The sequence below is a fragment of the Streptomyces sp. HB132 genome, from assembly GCF_016909575.1.
Taxonomy (GTDB): Bacteria; Actinomycetota; Actinomycetes; order Streptomycetales; family Streptomycetaceae; genus Streptomyces.
Genome location: NZ_JAFBGA010000012.1, coordinates 78,103 through 95,839, shown reverse-complemented (window position 1 = coordinate 95,839; position 17,737 = coordinate 78,103). Strand labels below are relative to the sequence as shown.

At 70.9% G+C, this 17,737-nt stretch carries 12 protein-coding genes and 1 pseudogene; 6 read left to right on the top strand and 7 right to left on the bottom strand.

The genetic code is table 11. The annotated features are described in order from the left end of the window. Window positions 1–107: 107 nt before the first annotated feature. Complete coding sequence (locus tag JOC24_RS24290; RefSeq protein WP_205022506.1) at window positions 108–2,684, top strand: bifunctional FO biosynthesis protein CofGH; 2,577 nt, start codon at window positions 108–110, stop codon at window positions 2,682–2,684. Between the two features lie 27 nt (window positions 2,685–2,711). On the opposite strand, the gene JOC24_RS24285 is transcribed toward JOC24_RS24290, so the two are convergent. Continuing rightward, on the bottom strand, window positions 2,712–3,647 hold the full coding sequence (locus tag JOC24_RS24285) for an SDR family oxidoreductase (RefSeq protein ID WP_205022505.1): 936 nt from the start codon (window positions 3,645–3,647) through the stop codon (window positions 2,712–2,714). Between the two features lie 175 nt (window positions 3,648–3,822). Next, window positions 3,823–4,197 carry a MerR family transcriptional regulator gene (locus JOC24_RS24280; protein WP_205022504.1) on the bottom strand — a complete coding sequence of 125 codons (375 nt, stop codon included), beginning with the start codon at window positions 4,195–4,197 and terminating at the stop codon, window positions 3,823–3,825. A gap of 57 nt (window positions 4,198–4,254) precedes the next feature. Between JOC24_RS24280 and JOC24_RS24275 the strand changes: the two genes are divergently transcribed. From JOC24_RS24275 to JOC24_RS24265, 3 genes and pseudogenes are all read left to right on the top strand, one after another. Next, window positions 4,255–5,358, top strand: a complete 1,104-nt coding sequence (locus JOC24_RS24275; RefSeq protein WP_205022503.1) for an alkene reductase — start codon at window positions 4,255–4,257, stop codon at window positions 5,356–5,358. 190 nt (window positions 5,359–5,548) lie between these two features. After that, window positions 5,549–5,875: pseudogene (locus JOC24_RS24270) on the top strand (carboxymuconolactone decarboxylase family protein); the annotation flags it as partial. Window positions 5,876–6,118: 243 nt separating this feature from the next. After that, window positions 6,119–7,234 (top strand): ADP-ribosylglycohydrolase family protein, encoded by a 1,116-nt coding sequence (locus JOC24_RS24265; RefSeq protein WP_205022502.1) that lies wholly within the window; start codon window positions 6,119–6,121, stop codon window positions 7,232–7,234. Window positions 7,235–7,359: 125 nt separating this feature from the next. Here JOC24_RS24265 and JOC24_RS24260 read toward each other — a convergent pair whose 3' ends face one another. The 4 genes from JOC24_RS24260 to JOC24_RS24245 all read right to left on the bottom strand — a co-directional run bounded on the left by JOC24_RS24260 (window position 7,360) and on the right by JOC24_RS24245 (window position 11,775). Beyond that, window positions 7,360–8,943 carry a sodium:solute symporter family protein gene (locus JOC24_RS24260; protein WP_205022501.1) on the bottom strand — a complete coding sequence of 528 codons (1,584 nt, stop codon included), beginning with the start codon at window positions 8,941–8,943 and terminating at the stop codon, window positions 7,360–7,362. 569 nt (window positions 8,944–9,512) lie between these two features. Beyond that, window positions 9,513–9,719 (bottom strand): DUF397 domain-containing protein, encoded by a 207-nt coding sequence (locus JOC24_RS24255; protein ID WP_014155679.1) that lies wholly within the window; start codon window positions 9,717–9,719, stop codon window positions 9,513–9,515. Between the two features lie 247 nt (window positions 9,720–9,966). Further along, entirely contained in the window at window positions 9,967–10,824 is an 858-nt protein-coding gene (locus JOC24_RS24250) for a helix-turn-helix domain-containing protein (RefSeq protein ID WP_205022500.1), read from the bottom strand. Window positions 10,825–11,061: 237 nt separating this feature from the next. Beyond that, window positions 11,062–11,775: a GOLPH3/VPS74 family protein gene (locus JOC24_RS24245; protein WP_205022499.1), complete on the bottom strand. Its 714-nt coding sequence runs from the start codon at window positions 11,773–11,775 to the stop codon at window positions 11,062–11,064. 164 nt (window positions 11,776–11,939) lie between these two features. Here JOC24_RS24245 and JOC24_RS24240 point away from each other — a divergent pair, with 164 nt between their 5' ends. Next, window positions 11,940–14,747: a D-alanyl-D-alanine carboxypeptidase gene (locus tag JOC24_RS24240; RefSeq protein WP_307792753.1), complete on the top strand. Its 2,808-nt coding sequence runs from the start codon at window positions 11,940–11,942 to the stop codon at window positions 14,745–14,747. 195 nt (window positions 14,748–14,942) lie between these two features. Beyond that, entirely contained in the window at window positions 14,943–16,766 is a 1,824-nt protein-coding gene (locus tag JOC24_RS24235; RefSeq protein ID WP_205022498.1) for a DUF2339 domain-containing protein, read from the top strand. A 147-nt stretch (window positions 16,767–16,913) separates the two neighbouring features. Here JOC24_RS24235 and JOC24_RS24230 read toward each other — a convergent pair whose 3' ends face one another. Next, entirely contained in the window at window positions 16,914–17,678 is a 765-nt protein-coding gene (locus JOC24_RS24230) for an ATP-grasp domain-containing protein (RefSeq protein WP_205022497.1), read from the bottom strand. Window positions 17,679–17,737 lie beyond the last annotated feature (59 nt).

Here is a 17,737-nt window from a genome sequence, read left to right as displayed (position 1 = left end):
CTACGGGCCAAGTGGGACATAACGGCCAAGGCGCCAGTGCCGGACGGGCGGTTACGCCGGACAGATGCCCTGGTCCACAAGGAGCGGGGCGCTCGTATGCTCGGAGCATGACCGATCCTCAGCGCCCCACGACCAACGCCATGCGGCGCGCCCTCCGGCGGGCCCGCGACGGTGTCGCCCTCGACGTGGCCGAGGCCGCCGTCCTGCTCCAGGCGCGGGGAGAGGACCTGACGGATCTCGCCGCGTCCGCCGCCCGGGTCCGGGACTCGGGTCTCGAGGCCGCCGGCCGGCCGGGAGTGATCACGTACTCCCGCAAGGTCTTCATCCCGCTGACCCGGCTCTGCCGTGACACCTGCCACTACTGCACCTTCGTCACGGTGCCGGGGAAGCTCCGCAGGGCGGGACACGGGATGTTCCTGTCGCCGGACGAGGTCCTCGACATCGCCCGCAAGGGTGCCGAAATGGGCTGCAAGGAAGCCTTGTTCACGCTCGGCGACCGGCCCGAGGACCGCTGGCCCGAGGCGCGGGAATGGCTGGAGGCCGAGGGGTACGACGACACCCTGGCGTACGTGCGGGCCATGGCGATCAGGGTGCTGGAGGAGACGGGTCTGCTCCCGCACCTCAACCCCGGTGTGATGACGTGGACCGACCTGCAGCGGCTGAAGCCCGTCGCCCCCTCCATGGGCATGATGCTGGAGACGACCGCGACCCGGCTCTGGTCGGACAAGGGCGGCCCCCACCACGGCTCCCCGGACAAGGAGCCGGCCGTCCGGCTGCGGGTGCTGGAGGACGCGGGCCGGTCCAACGTGCCGTTCACCACCGGCATCCTGATCGGCATCGGCGAGTCGTACGAGGAGCGTGCCGACTCCCTCTTCGAGCTGCGCAGGACGGCCCGCGCCTATCACGGCATCCAGGAAGTCATCGTCCAGAACTTCCGCGCCAAGCCGGACACCGCGATGCGTGGGATGCCGGACGCCGAACTGGAGGAGCTGGCCGCCGCCATCGCCGTCGCCCGCCACATCCTCGGCCCCTCGGCCCGCATCCAGGCCCCGCCGAACCTCGTCGACGCCGAGTACGCCCTGCTGATCGGCGCGGGCATCGACGACTGGGGCGGCGTGTCGCCCCTCACCCCGGACCATGTGAACCCCGAGCGTCCCTGGCCGCACATCGACGAGCTCGCGGCGCGGACGGCCGAGTCGGGCTTCGAGCTGCGCGAACGGCTGACGATCTACCCGGAGTTCATCCAGCGCGGCGAACCCTGGCTCGACCCCCGCCTCCTGCCGCACGTGCGGGCGCTCACCGACCCGGGGACGGGCCTCGCGAAGGAGGGGGCGATCCCGACCGGGCTTCCCTGGCAGGAGCCCGACGAGGGCTTCAACGCCACCGGCCGCACCGATCTGCACCGCACCATCGACACCGAGGGCCGCACCGGCGACCGGCGCGACGACTTCGACGAGGTGTACGGCGACTGGGAGGCCCTGCGCGAGGCCGCCGCCCCCGGCATGGTCCCCTCCAGGATCGACACCGACGTGCGCCAGGCCCTGAGCCAGGCCGCCGACGATCCCACGGGGCTCACCGACGACCAGGCCCTCGCCCTGCTCCACGCGGACGGGCCCGCACTGGACGAGCTCTGCCGGATCGCGGACGCCCTGCGCCGCGACGTGGTCGGTGACGACGTCACCTACGTCGTCACCAGGAACATCAACTTCACCAACGTCTGCTACACCGGCTGCCGTTTCTGCGCCTTCGCCCAGCGTCGTACGGACGCGGACGCCTACACCCTCTCCCTGGACCAGGTCGCCGACCGCGCGGCGCAGGCCTGGGACGTCGGTGCGGTCGAGGTCTGCATGCAGGGCGGCATCCACCCGGACCTCCCCGGCACCGCGTACTTCGACATCGCCCGGGCGGTGAAGGAGCGCGTGCCCGGCATGCACGTCCACGCCTTCTCGCCGATGGAGGTCGTCAACGGCGCGACCCGCACCGGCATGTCCATCCGCGACTGGCTGACCGCGGCCAAGGAGGCGGGACTCGACTCGATCCCCGGAACGGCCGCGGAGATCCTCGACGACGAGGTCCGCTGGGTCCTCACCAAGGGGAAGCTGCCGACCGCCACCTGGCTGGAGGTCATCAGAACGGCCCACGAGACGGGCCTGCGCTCCTCGTCGACGATGATGTACGGCCATGTCGACCAGCCCCGCCACTGGCTCGGCCACCTCAGGACGCTGGCCCGCCTCCAGCAGGAGACCGGTGGCTTCACGGAGTTCGTCACCCTCCCCTTCATCCACACCAACGCCCCGGTCTACCTCGCGGGCATCGCCCGCCCCGGCCCCACCGACCGGGACAACCGGGCCGTCACCGCGATGGCCCGCCTCCTCCTCCACCCGCACATCACCAACATCCAGACCAGCTGGGTGAAGCTCGGCGCGGAAGGGGCCGCCGAGATGCTGCGCTCGGGTGCCAACGACCTCGGCGGGACCCTGATGGAGGAGACCATCTCCCGTATGGCGGGATCGAGTTACGGCTCGTACCGGTCCGTCCAGGACCTCGTGGCCATCGCCGACCTGGCGGGACGTCCCGCGAAGCCCCGTACGACGCTGTACGGCGAGGTCCCGGAGGAACGCGTCACGGCCGCGGCGGCATCGGACGGCCACCTGCCGGAGCTGCTGCCGGTGCTGCCGGGCTGAGGCCGAACGGCCGGCGCACGGGGCCCGTCACCGGTACCCCGTCGCGTCGGCCGCCTTGCCGGCATCGGCCACCTCGGTCAGGTAGCGCCAGCAGTCGGGGCGGGAACCGTCGAGGTCGGTGAAGCCGTACTCCCGGGCGAGCTGCCCGCTGGACAACGACTGGCCGTTCCGGCCGGCGAGGTCGGGGTCGGCCGCCAGAGCGGCGACCGCACGCCCGACGTACGCCGGGCTTTCCGAGATGCAGAAGTGCGGCACCTCGGTCAGCGCATCGCGCCAGTTCTCCTCGGCCACGCCGAAGGCGTCGAGCATCATCTCCGAGCGCATCCACCCCGGGGTGAGCGCCACAGCCGTTCCGCCGTGCGGCCTCAGCTCGTGTGAGAGCACGAACGCCATGCGCAGCACGCTGTTCTTGACCAGGTCGTAGAAGTAGGAGTTGCGATAGTTCGCCGTGTTGTACGCGGCGGTGCCGTCGGTCATCTCGACCACGAGCCCGCCCGGCCGCCGTACCAGGAGGGGCAGCACGAAGTGGCTGGTGATCGCGTGCGTCTCCACGCCGAGCCGGAGCAGCCGCAGTCCGTCGTCGAGGTCGTGCTCCCAGACGGGCTTGCCGAACGCGAACAGCCGCTCGCCTCCCCAGACGTCGTTGACGAGCACGTCGAGCCGACCCTGCTCGGCGTCGATGCGCTCGGCCAGCGCACGGACCTGCTCGGGCACCAGGTGGTCGGTCGGCACCGCGATACCCGTTCCACCCGCCGCGGTGACGAGCTCCGCGGTCTCCTCGATCGTCTCGGACCGGTCGTACTCCGAGCGCCGTTCCCGCGTCGTGCGGCCGGTGACGTAGACGGTCGCACCCGCCGCGCCCAGCCGGACCGCGATCCCGCGCCCTGCGCCACGCGTGGCACCCGCGACCAGCGCGATCCTTCCGTGGAGTGCGGATGCCGGAATGGGTGAAGTGTCTGACATGAATCCCCTTGAGGTCCTGTGCCTGCATGTGTCCCGGTTCACCTGTGTCATCGATGACGACCGGTGAAACCATGTTCCCCGCGAATCACGACACCTTGTGTCGTGTTTTTCGCTGAGGGGAGCACGGGGCACGGACCCGGATCCTGTGGGCGCGGTGCACGTGGCGCCGCGTGGTTCAGCCGCCGCTCGCGGTCCCGCCCGCGGCCGTGGCGATCACGTCGTCCAGTACGTCCCGCGAACGGCGCAGTTCCTCGATCTTCCTGTCGATGCGGTCGCGCTCCACGGACAGGTCTCTGACCAGGGTCGATGTGGCGATCTCGGAGGGGCCGCCGTCCGAGTCGCGCACGCAGGGCAGCAGGTCGGCGATCTTCGCGCTGCACAGCCCGGCGGCGTAGAACTCCTGGATGCGGATGACGCGGTCGACCGCGCCCTCGGCGTAGTCGCGATGGCCTCCGGGGGTACGGTCGGCCGTCAGCAAGCCCTGGGTCTCGTAGTAGCGCAGGGAGCGCTCGCTCACGCCCGTCCGCCGGGCCAGCTCACCGATCCGCATGCTTTCCTCGCCTCCGGACTTGAACCTGACACCAGTGTCAATTCTTACCGTTCCGGTATGACGAACGCAGCGGCTTCCCCGAAGATCTTCGAACCGGCCGGGCTCGGCCCCCTCACCCTTCCCCACCGCCTCGTGATGGCGCCGCTGACCCGGAACCGCGCCACGGCCGAGGGCGTACCGACCCCACTGATGACCGCCTACTACACCCAGCGCGCCTCGGCGGGACTGATCATCGCGGAGGCATCCACCCCGAACCCCGTGGGCCAGACCTACCCGAACGTCACGGCCATCCACAGCCCGGCCCACGTCGAGGGCTGGCGCCAGGTCACCGACGCGGTGCGGGCCGAGGGCGGCCGGATGTTCCTCCAGATCCAGCACGGCGGACGCGTCGGGCACCCCGACAACAGCGGGCTGACGCCCGTCGCCCCCTCCCCGGTCGCCCTGCCCGAGACGATCCACACCCCGGCCGGGCGGGTGCCCTCGGTCGTCCCGCACGAGATGACCCCCGAGGACATCCGTACGACCGTCGCAGACTTCGCCGCCGCCGCCCGCAACGCGATCGAGGCGGGGTTCGAAGGCGTCGAGGTGCACGGAGCCAACGGCTATCTGCTCCACCAGTTCCTGGCCGGCGGGACCAACCGGCGCACCGACGACTACGGAGGTTCCCCGGCCGGGCGCATCCGTTTCGTGGTCGAGGTGGTCGACGCCGTCGCCGAGGCGATCGGGGCGGAACGGGTGGGACTGCGTGTCTCGCCGGGCAGCACCGTCAACGGCATCGAGGAAGGTGACACCGAGCGGCTCTACCCCGCGCTCCTCGGCGCGCTGGCCGACCGGGGCCTCGCCTACCTGCACGTGGTGCGTGCCGACCCCGAGGACTCCGTCTTCCAGCGGATCCGCAAGGACTGGCCGGGCACTCTGATCGCCAACCCGCTCCTGCCCGCCGACCGCATCCCGGACGACGGCGGCCTCGCCCACGGCGAACGGCTCCTGGCCTCCGGTGCGGACCTGATCGCGCTCGGCCGCCCCTTCCTCGCCAACCCCGACCTGGTCCACCGCATGCGCACGGGCGCCCCGGTGAACCAGGTCCGGGACGCGTACCTGATGTACGTGGGCGGGGCGACGGGCTACACGGACTACCCGGCCCTCCCCGCAGACGCCTGACCCGGGCCGGGGCTCCGTGCGGCGGGGCGCCACGGGCCGTTCGCGCACGGCTCGGCGCGGCGGGTGGTCCCGGGCCGTACGCGCGCCCCGGGACCGGAGGCGGAGGCCACATCGCGCCCATGTCACATCCGGGCGGCTCCGTTCCGTCGAAGGGGTGTGACCAACCAGCGGAAGCACAGGGGAGCACCTGATGGAAGCGCGTCTCGACGTCGTCGGCGGCTCGCTCGCGGCCACCTTCCTGAAGCACGTCAATTCAGCCGGTAAAGCGGTCACCGACTCCGCCGTACCGGCGGCCACGCAGGAACTCGTGAAGATCCGCGCCAGCCGGATCAACGGCTGCGGATTCTGCCTGGACACGCACACCAAGGAAGCCGCCGAGGCCGGCGAGACCGCGACACGCCTGCACCTGGTCGCGGCCCGGCGGTAGGCCACGGTCCTCACCGACGCCGAGCGGGCCGCCCTGGAACTGGCGGAGCCGGGCACGCGTGTCGCCGACTCGGCCGGGGTCACGGACGAGGGCCGATGCCGCCGAGGACTACGACCAGTCCCTCTCGGCTGACGCCCCGTCCGCGACGGGCCCGGGCCCGGGAATTCCGTTCGGATACCCGCGGGCGAAATGGTCTTGGAAAACGTGAGGAATGCCGTTCAAAAGTGCTCCGCCGCGCTAGTCCGTACAAATTGTTCCGGCTATGAGCCCACCGTTCCCGTTCGATTACAGTGCTTGCGCAGTCGCACCGCAGGCCGGACGGAAGGGGGCACGGTGAGTACGGGAACCACAGCTGTCTGGGGCCGTGTCCAGCAGCAGGACTTCCGCGGCCGGGTGCGGGGGTCCCTGCTCGGCGGTGCCATCGGGGACGCGCTCGGGGCAGGCGTCTCGGGGCTCACCCTGGAGGCGATACGCGCGGCACACGGCGTGGACGGGGTGGCCGACTTCGTCTCCGCGCACGGCAGACGCGGTGCCGTCACAGCCGCCACGCAGCTCACCCTCTTCACCGTCGACGGGCTCATCCGGGCCCAGGTCCGGCGGGACACCGGCGCCTGGCACCCGCCGACCGACGTGCACCGCGCCCACCTGCGCTGGGCGGCCACCCAGAGCGCCTGGGGTCCCGACGAACGGCGCAAGGACAACGGCTGGCTGGCCAGGGAGGAGTGGCTGTACACCCGCCGCGCCCCGACCAGGGAATGCCTGGCCGGCTTCGGCGACAGCACGATGGGCACGCTCGCCGTGCCCAAGAACCCGGCTGCGCGGGACTCGGCCGCGCTGACCCGCTCCGCGCCCTTCGGGCTGCTCGTGGGCTGGGAGCCCCAGCTCGTGCTCCAACTGGCCGTCGAGTGCGCCGCCCACACCCACGGCCACGCCACCGCCCAGCTCGCGGCCGGAGCCCTCGCGCTCCTGGTGCACGGTCTGGCCCGCGGCGAGACCCTGGACGGAGCGGTCCAGCACGCACTGGCGCTGCTCGCCGAACGCCCGGGCAGCGAGCAGGTCACCGAGGCGCTCCGGCAGGCCCTCGGCTCCGTACGCCAGGGGATCCCCGGGCCCGCCCTCATCGAGGCGCTCGGCGACACCGACTCGGCCGAGGAGGTGCTCGCCGTGGCGCTGTACTGCGCCCTGGTCGGCGAGGACGTACGCCACGGGCTGCGGCTCGCGGTGAACCACTCCGGGCCCTCGGCGGCCACCGGAGCCGTCTGCGGGGCCCTCCTCGGGGCGCTGCACGGCGAGACGGCGCTTCCGCCGGCCTGGCTCGCGGAACTGGAGGGCCGCTCGACTCTCCTCGAACTCTCCGACGACTTCGCGATGGAGATGACCCAGGGGCCCGCCCTGCACACCCCTGCCGCGGTCGCGCCGGGGTGGCTGGCCCGCTACCCGCGGGACTGAGCGGGTACGGGTCCGGGCCCCTGCCCGTACCGGAACCCGGCCGGAGCGTGCGTCAGGACAGGACGGGCGGTGGGCGGACGCCGCCGCGCCCGCCCACCGCTCAGGTGCCCCCGTGTGCGGGGCCGTCAGTCCTTCACACCCTCCGGGACCCCCGAGTTCTCCGGGCCGGGCTTCTGCAGGGGAACGGCCGCCGCGGCGGCTCCGCCGGCAGGGCCCCCGTCGTCGGTGTTGATCATCTCGATGACGGCGTCGCGCTCCGGGGTGTCCTCGGGCTTGACGAACCCGATGACGATGTAGAGCACGAGGGAGATGGCCAGCGGCAGGGCCACCTGGTACTGCAGGGCTACGTCCGTCTTCACCGAGCCGTCGAAGTTGTAGTTGGTGAGGTAGAACGCGATCAGGCCGGCCGCCCAGCTGGTGAGCGCCGCCGTCGGACCCGACCTGCGGAACCTGCGCAGCAGGCCCAGCATGAACGGGATGGCGATCGGGCCCATCAGTCCGGCCACCCACTTGATGACGACCGAGATGATGTCCTTGAACGTCGGCGAGTTGATCTGGGTGGCCAGGGCCATCGACAGTCCGAGGAACGCGAGCGTCGACAGCCGCGCGGCCAGCAGGCCGCTGCGGTTGCTCCAGGTGCGGGCCGCCTTGGAGAAGACCGGCGCGATGTCCCGGGTGAAGACCGCCGAGATGGCGTTGGCGTCTGAGGAGCACATGGCCATGGTGTGCGAGAAGAAGCCGACGACGACCAGGCCCAGCAGCCCGTGGGGCAGCAGCTGCTCGGTCATCAGCGCGTAACTGTCCGAGGCGTCCGGCTTCTTCGCCTCGACGAGCAGCGGTGCCACCCACATCGGGAAGAAGAGGACGACCGGCCAGACCAGCCACAGCACTGCCGAGAGCCGGGCCGAACGGGTCGCGGAACGGGCGGAGTCCGTGGCCATGTAGCGCTGGGCCTGGTTCCACATGCCGCCGTTGTACTCGAAGGTCTTGATGAAGAGATAGGCCAGCAGGAAGGTCACGGTGTACGGGCCGGCCGTCGGGTCCGTGTGGCCCTCGGGCAGCTTGTCCCAGACCGTCCACAGCGAGCTGAAGCCGCCCAGTTCCTTCATGGCGATGACCAGCATGGCCAGGCCGGCGAAGAGCTGGATGATGAACTGGCCCAGCTCCGTGAGGGCGTCGGCCCACAGCCCGCCGACCGTGCAGTAGACGGCTGTGATGGCGCCGGTGATGAAGATGCCCTGGGTGAGGGTGATGCCCGTGAAGACGGAGAGCAGCGTGGCGATGGCGGCCCACTTGGCGCCGACGTCCACGATCTTCAGGAGCAGCCCGGACCACGCCAGGGCCTGCTGGGTCGGGATGTTGTAGCGGTTCTTGAGGTACTCGAGCGGCGAGGCCACGTGCAGCCGCGAACGCAGCCGGTTGAGGCGGGGCGCGAAGAGCTTCGCGCCGATGCCGATGCCGATCGCGATCGGCAGCGACCACGTCACGAAGGACGTGACGCCGTACTGGTACGCGATACCCGCGTAGCCGGTGAACATCACCGCGCTGTACCCGGACATGTGGTGCGAGATGCCCGACAGCCACCACGGCATCTTGCCGCCGGCGGTGAAGAAGTCGCTTACGTTGTCCACGCGCTTGTGCGACCAGAGTCCGATCGCGACCATCACACCGAAGTATCCGATGAGCACGGCCCAGTCGAGACTGTTCATGTGCCCCCTCCAGGGGTCCGCCTTGTGAACGGGAACGCACTTCGTCGGTACGGCCGTTCAGCGGGGCCCCGTGCGGGAAAGGGACTTGGGGGATTGAACCGCTAGTCCGGGTCCACGGTCAAGGTTTTACCGATCAGGGATGTGAACGAGGATCAGCAAGGCGAACGATTTTACGGGGTCTTGACCTTGCGGGGCGTTGTCGTGAACGCGACCACGGCCACACGATGAGCGGGCACTTCGTCAGGCTGTGCAGGGATCGACGCAAGGCAGGAGCGCCCGAGAACGCCCGAGAACGCAGAACGACCGCACGGGATGCGGGTCCCGTGCGGCCGGAGAAGGGGGAAAGCTGCACGACGTGACGCTCACACACCGATGGCGCCGAGCGCGCTGCCGGTGTCGACTGCTGAGGTCGTGACGGGCGTGCCACGCCGATCGGTCACGTCTGTGTCCGGAGGCGGGGTCAAGCCCCCTCGGCCAGGACGGCGGGCCGGTCGAGAGGGCTCCTGAACGATCGTGCGCGGTGAACCGGACTCATGCGGCGCGCGAGGGCCGATGTGACCGGTCGCCGGTCAGGCGTTGATCGAACCCGATGCGACGTCACGCACGAAGGTGTTCCACGCTCCGGACACGAAGGAGAGCGAGGGACCCTCGGGGGCCTTCGAGTCACGCACGGCGATGGCCTGCGTGACGGGCGACTTCACTTCGACGCAGGCCCCGTTGCCGCCGGAGTACGACGACTTCGTCCAGTTTTCCGTAGCACCCTGAAGAATAGCCATGTTCACTCCGGTTCAGAGAGTTGATGTGAGAGGCACCAACTTCGTTCCTGTTGGCGTGATCGACGCTACTCGCCAACATCGCTTGGTGGTGGAGCCGTTCACTCGACCGGATGGCATATTCCATGCGGGTCTTCCGCTGTGAGGTGGTGGCGGTGTATCTTCCCGCCCCCACCTCACTTACAGCAGAGCATCAGCCGCGTATCAGGCGTTGTCGGACCGTCCTGTTCCGGCGGGCCCCCGAGGGCGCTCAGCGCGTGTAGCCCTTGGCGATGTCCTCGATGAACTGGCGGGTCTGGTCCACGTTCAGCGCCTGTGCCCGCAGGTGCTCGTACATGACGCTGTAGCGCTGCACGTCGTTCGCCTTCTCGAGGTAGAGGTCGCTGGTCACCCCTTCGATGTACACGACGCTGGAGTCCGCCGCGTCGGGGAACTCCAGAATGGCGTACTGCCCGTTGATGCCCGGGTGCGCCCCCATGTCGAAGGGCAGCACCTGCACCGTCACATGGGGCAGTTGGGACTGCTCGACGAGGTGCTCGAGCTGCTCGATCATGACCTGCTTGCCGCCCACCAGCCGGTGGAGGGCGGACTCGTCGATGACCGCCCACAGGCGCAGGGGGTGTTCCGCGGCGTTGACGCGGTCCTGCCGGCGGGCCCTTACGTTGACCCGCTTCTCGATGTCGGACGGCGGCGCCTCGGGCAGCGCGCCGGTGATCAGGGCCTCCGCGTAGCCCCGGGTCTGCAGCAGCCCGGGGACGACCTGGGGTTCGTACACCCGGAGGGACTCGGCATCGGTTTCCAGCCCGATGTACACGCTGTACGGGATGTCGCCGAAGGCGTGCCACCAGCCCTGCTGGCGGGAGTCCTTCGCCATCTGCATCAGCGAGTCGACGACGCGGTGGTCCTCGACCTCGTACACCCCGCAGAGATCGCGTACGTCGCGCTGGCTGATGGAACGGCGGCCGTTCTCCAGGCGGCTGATCTTCGACTGCGAGACCAGCAGCCGCTCCGCCACCTCCTCGGCCGTCATGCCCTTGATCTCGCGGAGGCGGCGCAATTCCTGGCCCAGCCGGCGTCGCCTGACAGTGGGATTGACGTTGGTCGGCACGGGAACGGCACCTCCGGCTATGCAGCTGTTGTAGCTGTGTGTGTCTGCTGCTCAGCAGATTGCCACCCGAGCCCCCGGCCGCGCTGGGAAATGGCCACACGCAGCGACGGCACGCAAGAGCGCGGGGCAGCCGGTGGATCCGGCTGCCCCGCGCCTGGTGCGGCTCCCGAACCGGGTCACGGGGACGTCGGTGCGGCGGTGTGCGGTGCCCGCGCAAGTGTCCGCGCGGTCGTGCTGTCAGTGGACGGAGGTGTGCGCCATGCTGCCGCGGTGTGCTTGCGGCTGCAACGGCACGCTCGCCGTCTGCTGGTTACGGCGTGGCTGGACGGCCACACCGTTCTGGACGTCCATCACGGCGTGTGCCACGAGGCCGCCCATCGGGTCGTGCCTGATCAGGTCCCGGAGCCGGGAGCGCGACGAGCGCCCCTCGTTCCCGGGGTACAGGTGCTTGCCGAGTCCGACCGCGTGGGCCAGTGCGGCGAGCGCCGCGGTCCGCGGGTCCGGCGGTACGCCGGTGCGGATCGCACTGTCCAGCCGGGCTCTGATGTCCCGGCTGATCGCCGTGTCCGTCGCCTGGTAGCGAGTCGTCGGCAGCACTCCGCACATCTGGCCCGCCACGGCGTGAACCATGCCGCACCGCTCCAGATGAGCGAGGTAGATCTGGCGAAGTCCCAGCCGGGGTCCGCCGATCCAGTGGACGGCCCGAACCGGACTGCCGCGACGGCGCAGCAGTTCCAGTGCGGAGTCCAGAGTCGGATCTCCTGTCGGCCGTGGCATCACCACGGCGATACGATCCCCGTCAGGGGCTATCCGTCCTGCCAGAGCCAGCTCCACTAGCTGTGCCCCGGCCAGGCCGAGGTCGAGCGACTGCGGCTGCGCTGTGGTACCCGTGGTCGGGTCCAGAGCGAGCAGCAGAAGCTCCTCCGGAATTGTTCTGCGGCTCCTGCCCATCCATGCCTCCCCGCGTGGATGAGTGACAGGGTGACCCCTCTCACAATGGTCTGTCGAGGGTGCCTGGGTGCTTTGTGAGGGAACCGTTAGCTATGTCGTTCTCGTCTAGCGGTTCGCTCAAGGGTTCACACAGGACACTGGTGAATGGTTCGGACAGTGCGGGCGTGACCCCGCGGCTCATCAAGGAGGTATCGGTGGCGGGCGAGTCCCCCGACATGTCGGAGCAGCGGAAGTCGTCGGGGACGGCCGAGGAACGCGATCCGCGTCTCGCCGTGTTCCGAGGACCGGGCGCCGAGGCGGGTGCGGATGCGGAGGGCGGGACCCCCGGCGCCGCGACCGACAGCGAAACGGCGGTCTTCCGCATGCCGAGCGTCCCTGACGCTTCCGAGGGCGCGTCGGCGCCCGAGGGGCGCGCGGAAGGCGCGGAGGGTGCCGAGGGAGGCCCTGAGGGGTCTGAGGGCGCCTCGGAGGCCGGAGGACCGGCCGGGGAGGCCACGGCGGCGCCCGGGGCGTCTGCGGGCCCTGCTGAGCCGTTCTCGGGCGGTGCCGGGGCGGATTCGGGCGGCGTGAAGGCGGATTCGGGCGCCAAGTCCGGGTCCGAGGCCGACACGGGCGCCGAAGCGGAAGTCGAGGACGATGTGGAAGCCGGCGCGGAAACGGACGCCGAGGCGGACGCCGAAGCCGATACCGCGGCTGGTCCCGGTTCGTGTGCCGCGGTTGCGGCCGGGGCCGAATCCAGCCGGTCCGACGCCGACGTGGAGCCCGGCTCCGAGGCCGGTGCCGCCGAAGCCGAGGAGGACATGCCCGCTTCCGGCGGCCGGTCCGCTTCCGGCGCCGAGCGCGAGGATGCTCCCGAGGCAGCCCCCGTGGCCGCGCCGACCGCGTCAGGAGCCGGCTCCGATGCCCGTGCCGACGCAGCCGACGCGGATGGCGAATCCGACACCGAGCCGGATGCCGAGCCCGCCTCCGGCTCCGCATCGGACGAAGGAGCGCAGCCGACCGACGCCCGGCTGCGCGCAGCCGTAGCGGCGTGGGTGGAGACCGATTCCGACGAGGAAAGCGCAGCTCAGGACGGTGCGGCCGAGGCGCGGGACGTGTCGTCGGACGACGGTGCCGGCTCCGCTCGCGCTGCCACCGACGGTGAGGCGGCGGACACCCGCGACGACGCGAGGGCCACCGGCGGCACCGCGGCCCCGGCAGCGAGCGACACCGAGCCAGCGGACACCGAGGGCCCGGCCGAGAGTGCCACCGAGGCCTCCGAGGAAATCGGCGGCGTACCGGCCGTCAGCGCTTCCGCCGACGGTCCCCGCGTCCCGAGGACCCGCGAGGAAGCGGCTCCGGCGAAGGAGCCGGAGCCCGCGCGCGACGGCCGGGGAATCGATCATCCGACCGCCGTCTTCAAGGCGCCGCGCGCCGAACAGCTCGACCAGCCCACGACCGCGCTGAAGCTCCCGTCGAAGGGGAGCGGGGCTCCGCGCAAGCCCGCGTCCTGGGCCGCCGAGCCCTCCGGAACGCCCGAGGCCCCCGCCGAGCGGACCAGCAAGTTCGTGCCGTTGCGCTCGGACGACGTACGCCCCCCGGCCGTGGTCGGTCCCACGGTCACCCCGGACATCGCGGCAGGACCCCGCACTCCGGCGAGCCCCGGAGCCGGTCTCACCGAGGCCGAGCGGACCAGGCAGCAGCCCATGCCGCCCCGGCCGCCGCTCGACCTGCTCGCCGAGCTCACGAACACCCCGCCGCCCGAGGAGACGCCGGTCCGCACCGCGGTCCGGCGGGTCAAGATCTGGACGCCGCTGGTCCTGCTCCTCCTGATCGCCTTTGCGATCGCACAGGGAGTGCGCCCGCTTCCCGAGCCGGTTCTCGAACTGACGACGAAGCAGACGTACGACTTCGAGGGAAGCAAGCCCTCCCTGCCGTGGCCGGGCGAGGGCCAGGGCTACATGGCGGCCACGGGCCTCGGCACGGTCGACTCCTTCGGTGAGCAGAAGGCGGTGCCGATCGGCAGCGTGGCCAAGGCGATGACCGCCTACGTCGTGCTCAAGGACCACCCGCTGAAGAAGGGTGCGGACGGGCCCGCCGTCAAGATCGACGCGACGGCGGAGAAGGAGGGCAAGCTCGACTCGGTGGGGGAGTCGACCCTCAACACGGTCAAGGCCGGCGAGACGATCACGCAGCAGGAAGCCCTCTCGGCCATCATGATCCCCTCGGCGAACAACATCGCCAGGCTGCTCGCCCGCTGGGACGCGGGTTCCGAGGAGGCGTTCGTCAAGAAGATGAACGACACCGCCAAGGAACTCGGCATGACGAAGACCACCTACACCGACCCGTCCGGGCTGAACGCGACCACGGTGAGCTCAGCCGAGGACCAGGTGAAGCTGGGCGAGAAGCTGGTCGAGATCCCGGCGCTGATGGACATCACCAAGCTGCCGTCCTGGACGGACCCGTCGGGGAAGTTCCACCGGAACTACAACACTCTCGTCCCGTACGACGGCGCGCTCGGCATCAAGACGGGCTCCACCACGAAGGCCGGTGGCAACCTGCTCTTCGCGGCGCACAAGAAGGTCGGAGACACCGACCAGCTCATCGTCGGCGCGATCCTGGGACAGCACAAGCCGTCGATCATCGACACGGTCAACGCGGTGAGCAAGGAGGCCATGATCGCCACGCAGGACCTGCTGGCGAGCCGTACCGTCGTGAAGAAGGGACAGGTCGTCGGCGTCGTCGACGACGGATTCGGCCACACCACCGACGTGGTCGTGGCCGAGGACGTGAAGGCGGTCGGCTGGCCCGGCCTCACGGTCAAGCTCGAACTGACCGATGACGGCAAGACGATCCCGAACACGGCGCCGGCGGGCACGAGGGTCGGCACGATGACGGTCGGAGAGGGCGCGAGCCAGGTGGAGGTCGCGGTCACGCTGAGCGGCGCACTGGCCGAGCCGTCCTTCGGTGACAAGCTCATGCGCGTCACCTGACCGACCGGTCCGGCCCCCTGCCCCGTCCCCACGGGGCAGGGGGCCGTCCGCCGATAGGGCAGCGCGTGGAAAATGCCGCGTGCTAGCGTCCCGAAAGCAACGGAGGCGCGCCGGGACGCGTCCCTCCGAGTACGGATGGGCCCGTGCGGTACATGGACGGTTCGGCAGGCCCGGGCGAGGACGGGGAGAGTCGCAGTGACCACCGCTGAGCCGACACGGGCGGACACCGGCCCGCCCGCCCCGAGCCTCTCCGTCAGGATCCCGGCCCAGCCCGGCGGGGCCGGCGACGGCGCCGACGGCTCGATACGCAACCGCCTCCGACGCCACCCGGTGCTGCTGACGACCGTGGTCGCCGCGGCCGTGCACCTCCTCTGGTTCTTCTTCTTCGCGAACAGCGGCGGCGACATCGCCGCCCAGGACGCCTGGGCCGAGTTCGTCGGCCGCCACCCCGGTACCGCGTACAACCTGGCCTGGTACGGGGGCATGCACCCCGTCTCGTACAGCGTGGTGTCGCCCTACCTGATGTCGGTGCTCGGCGTCCGTACGACGATGATGATCGTCGGCACCGTCTCCTCGGCGCTCACCGCACTGATCCTGGTGCGGGTGCCCGCTGTCCGTAACCCCGTCGCGTGCGCGCTCGCCGGGGTCTTCGCGTATCTGTGCAACGCCCTGTCCGGGCGGGTCACCTTCGGTCTCGGCATGATGTTCGCGCTGGGTGCCGTGGCCGCCGTCTTCTGCTGGCCCCACCGCTGGCGGTACAAGCGCTGGGCGAAGGCCGTCATCGCCGCACCCCTGGCCGGGCTCGCGACCGCGGGCAGTCCCGTCGCCGGGCTGTTCCTCGGCGTGGTCGCCGCGGCGCTCTTCCTGAACAAACGGCGCCCGGGGGCGTACGCGATCGGCCTGCCCCCCGTCGTGGTGGTGGTCCTCTCCGCGTGGTGGTTCCCGTTCTCCGGCACCCAGCCGATGGCACTCGGCACCCTGTCACTGCCCTTCCTGTACGCGGTGTTCGTGTTCTTCCTGGTCCCCCGCGACTGGCACACCGTGCGGACGGCCGCAGCGGTCTACGGCGCCGGGACGCTGCTGACCTATGTGGTCGACTCGCAGATCGGCTCGAACGTGTCGCGCATGGCGATGCTGTTCGCGGGCGTGGTCCTGCTCGCCGCGCTTCCGTACACGGCGCCGCGCACCCGGCGCTGGTACGCCCTGGTCCTCGTCTTCGCCGGGCTGAACTTCTGGATCTGCTTCAAGGGCGTCGACGACATCGTCCGTACCGCACCCACCGCGTCCTGGACCCGTGAACTGGCCCCGCTGGTCAACCAGCTGCAGAAGGCCGGTGCGGACCGGGGCCGGGTCGAGGTCGTCCCCGCCAGCAGCCACCGCGAGTCCTCGGCGCTCGCGCCGTACGTGAATCTGGCCCGCGGCTGGAACCGGCAGGCCGACATGAAGCGCAACCCGCTCTTCTACGACGACACGCTCGACGCGGTGAACTACCGGGAGTGGCTGGACCGCTGGGCCGTGCACTACGTGGTGCTGCCGACCGGGAAGCCGGACTCCGGGGCCGAGCAGGAGGCGGCGCTCGTCGAGAAGGGCCAGCCGTATCTGAAGAAGGTGTGGAGCGACGCGAACTGGAAGCTGTTCCGCGTCGTGGACCCGGTGCCGCTCGCCGACCTGCCCGCGACGGTGGAGCGGGCCGGCGCCGACGAGCTGACGATCCACGTGCAGTCGGCGGGGCGCGTCCTGATCCGCATTCCCTACTCCCGGTGGCTCGCCGTCGTGGACGGCGAGGGCAAGAGCGTGGAACGGCCGCAGGAGACCGAGGAGTCCAAGAAGCGTACGGCGGAGGACGGGGACGCCCTGAAGGACTTCACCAACGCCCACGGCTGTCTGATCAAGGTGGAGGAGGACGGCGACGGCGACGAGTGGACCGAACTCCTCGCACCACGCGCGGGCGTCTACCGCCTGGCGGCCCCGTACCAGCTGCAACCGGGCACGCCCTGCCCCGAAGAGCTGCGCCGATAGTGCGGGAGCCCTCCCTCCGGGCGGGCAGCACCGGCAGGGTGTTCGGACTCCGCCCGGCGCCGCGCGCACGGCCTTACGCGGTCTCACGCAGGTCTGGTGGGCTCACGCGGTTCGGCGGGTCACGCGGTCTCACGCGGCCACGCGGTCTCACGCGGCCCCCCTGACGAACGCGCCGTCCCGTTCCGCCAGCTGTGCGGCAGGACCGGCGGCCCTGAGCACCACATCCAGCGCCCGGTCCGGGTCGGAGGCGTAACAGCCGCTGGCCCAGGCGGCATTGGCCTCGATCGCCGCCCACTGCCCGTGGTCGGTGACCCCGACATCGACGACGATCGCGGACGGCAGCGTGTGCCCGGCGGCGGCGAGCAGTTCCGAGCCGAACGCGCGCGCCGCAGCGGACAGCGGAGCCAGGGACAGCCGTCCCGACACGGCGTACCGGCTCCCGGTGTGGATCCGCCCGTCCAGCAGGTACAGCCGGTACTCCGAGTCGAACGCGACGACGTCGCTCACCAGCACCACCGTCTCCGGATCGACCGCGTCCGGCCCCGGCAGCCGCGAACCGTCCGCGTAGACCAGTGCCGGAATGCTCTTGTCGTTCGGCGACTTGACGAAGGCCGGCCGACGGAGCTCGTACGCCTCACGGATGGGGACGGCACGGATCTCGCGCCGCACGAACGCGGCGGGCAGTCGGGCCAGCCAGTCGGCGGGCGCTTCGAGCGGCGCGATTCCCAGTGCGGGGGCCACGGCGTCGGCGAAGGAGGGGCCGGCGTGCAGATGCGCGCCCCGGCCGCGCAGCCCCTCGGGCACCTCGCGGCCGGTCAGCCGTACGGTGTCCAGGCCCCGCAGCCGGGCGGTGTCGCGAAGTGTGAGGGCGGAGGCGGTGAGGCGGGGCGGGAGTACGAGTGCGAGGGGCATGGGCAGCGATCCTGCCGCAGCGGGCACGTGCGGGCCCACCGGATTTCGTTCGACAGCCC